Here is a 2597-nt window from a genome sequence, read left to right as displayed (position 1 = left end):
AACCGGGCAGACGAAAGGCACAAAGACCAATACGTGCAAGAGTAGACTTTTAATGATTCTATCCTTATTTTTTCTATGGATACGAGCAGTGAGGATAGACGAGAGGATAAGGGGCAAGAAACTAAAACAGAGTGGTTCATAGATTCTTTCATCTACGGCAAACGTGCTGAAATTTTACTGAAACGCCGATGTTTTATTCCTAACAACTGTCGTAAGATTTGGTTTTAGAAAAGCGATGAACTCAGGGATGAGCACAGAACTGTAAATGTGAAACCCGGGGTGACAAAACCATTATAGTTTTTCTAATACCAAAAAAAGCTTTTCGCTAACTCCCTTCATGGCAGGCTGGTCATTGCAGTGCTATACATTCCGGTGCAAATGGTAGAGGTCAGTTAATGAGCCTGTACATTACGCCGGACGTCGTGAAAATGACGAAATATTTCCAATAGCGAATGAGGTCTCGGATGTTGATTTTTTTTAAGCTCGGGTCCAGGAGAGAGCCACAAAAAAACGAAACTGCCCACTCGATGGTCCGATCACTGCTTCTGTTAGTAACCATAATGTATGGGGAGTCGCTGCCCGCTCTGGGATTAGTCGGCTCAAGCCCGGTACCAGCGCATTTCCTCTCTACCAATATGCTGGCTGAACCTGAACAGCCCAACTCTCTGTCAGTTGAATTTATGCAGTTCGCCCTCAGCTTGTTCCAGCTACTACCGAATAAAAGTCCACTTGCGCCTCTCCCATTGCCTCCTCTACCGATTTGGCCAATAAAGCAAAAACACCGCATTGACCTGAAGGCTGTGTTACATGAATACCCGGAGAACCATTGCAAGGCACTGATCGCCTTGGGTGCTGCCGGGGAAGTTGATGACGACGAGCCACCTGACGGAAACAACCGGACTCCTGACCCAGAGCCCCAGCCTGACCTTAACCTCGTTCCTGACCCTGTTCAAAAATGCCTGCAACAAAAAAAACAATTGCTTCGAATCTTGCGAATTAAACGACTATGGTCGATTATAAAAGGCCAAACCATTCTGGCCCGGATAATGTCAGACCGGATCATGGTTATTGAAGCGGATCTACTTGATCTGGAAAGCTCAGACCCTGCCACGATGCATCCGGTTCTGATTCAGGCATTGCTGGCACAGAATGATCACGAACTCAGTGTTTACCGTGAGATCGTTTCTGGCAAATATTCTGGTCGTCAGGCGGATAACGGAGAAAAAGGTCAACCCTCCAGACAGGCCAATGCATCAATGACCGCAACAACAGGTCAGACTGGCCAATCCGGCCAGATGAGTGGAACCGCAGCCCATAACCAGGAAACCGGTTCGACAGGCGGCAGTGGTGATGGAGGCGATGACCCACTGAAACCCTCAGCTGAGCAGGATCAAGAAAATTCGGTTGTTACATGCTCAAGGTGTAACAATGCACTGAATACTCAGGAATTACGTCGTATAGCCGGTGATGCAGCTGCTTCAGTGTTTTTATGCGATAAGTGCCTGTCGGACACTCATGATAATAAAGGAGCTGGACGAACGCCGGAAGAAACAGAGCCTGATTCATCAGAACCTGTTCAGATAGAAAAGAATGGCCTGGATAAAAAGAGAAATACTTTGAAAGTCGTTGCTTCAGGAGCACCAGCGGACAAACTAAGAAAAAGGGCAAAAACTCAAGTTACAGATAACCCACTGGAAAAAGTAAAAGAAAATATCCATTACGAATTAACTGAGCAAGAGCTGGAAAAAGCGAAAACCCTGATGAAGGTATTCGAGAAAAAAAACATCACTGTCAAACACTCTTTTTACAGGCTACTTAGCCATGTAGAAAGAAGGTCTTTTAATGGCTTCTTCCGTAATGCGATCGTATTTTTTGAGCACCTTCATGAAACCGTCGAAAGTACCAGCATACTGACCAACATGCTGGAGAATAGAGAAGAACATATCCTTGATTTTGCCCAACGCAGTCAGGATGAACTCGAATATTTAGCGACTCTGGCTGTATTCTCTTCCTTTGCGTCAATGAATAATGGCAAAAGCTTGCCCAAGCATGAGGAAGTGAAAGCGGTGCTGGGCTGGCGGGAATGGAAAGACAAAGATGGCAAGTTCAATATGAACTTGTTCCTCGCCCTCTCGTCTATGAACCGTGGCAGAGGCATGCTCAAACATAATGAGGTGATAGAGATACTGAGCTGGCCGGAATGGAGAGGCATAGATGGCAAGTTCAGTATTGAGCTGTTCCTTGCCTTCTCGTCTATGAATCATGGCAGAGGCATGCCCAAACATAATGAGGTAATAGAGATACTGAGCTGGCCGGAATGGAGAGGCAAGGATGGCAAGTTCAATAGGAAGTTGTTCAGCGCCCTCTCGTCTATGAATCATGGCAAAGGCATGCCCAAACAGAGTGAGGTGATAAAGGTACTGAGCTGGCCGGAATGGAAAGACAAGTATGGCGAGTTCAATATGGAGCTATTACACTCTTTCTCATTAATGTACTACACCAGACGTATGCCAAAATATGAGGAAGTGAAAGAGGTACTGAACTGGTCTGAATGGAGAGAAAAAAATGGTGAGTTCAGTATGGAGTGCTTCCGCGCC

At 45.9% G+C, this 2597-nt stretch carries 1 protein-coding gene; it reads left to right on the top strand.

Annotation, left to right across the window (positions count from 1 at the left end; all coding sequences use genetic code 11):
• Positions 1–527 precede the first annotated feature (527 nt).
• On the top strand, positions 528–2597 hold a 2070-nt coding region (locus KDK17_RS08110; protein ID WP_257287807.1), incomplete at its 3' end, for a hypothetical protein.

It is taken from the genome of Endozoicomonas sp. SESOKO2 (genome assembly GCF_024606245.1).
In the GTDB taxonomy this organism is placed as follows: domain Bacteria; phylum Pseudomonadota; class Gammaproteobacteria; order Pseudomonadales; family Endozoicomonadaceae; genus Endozoicomonas_A.
Note: the sequence above shows the minus strand (reverse complement) of the source record. Positions and strands in the feature narration are given on the sequence as shown.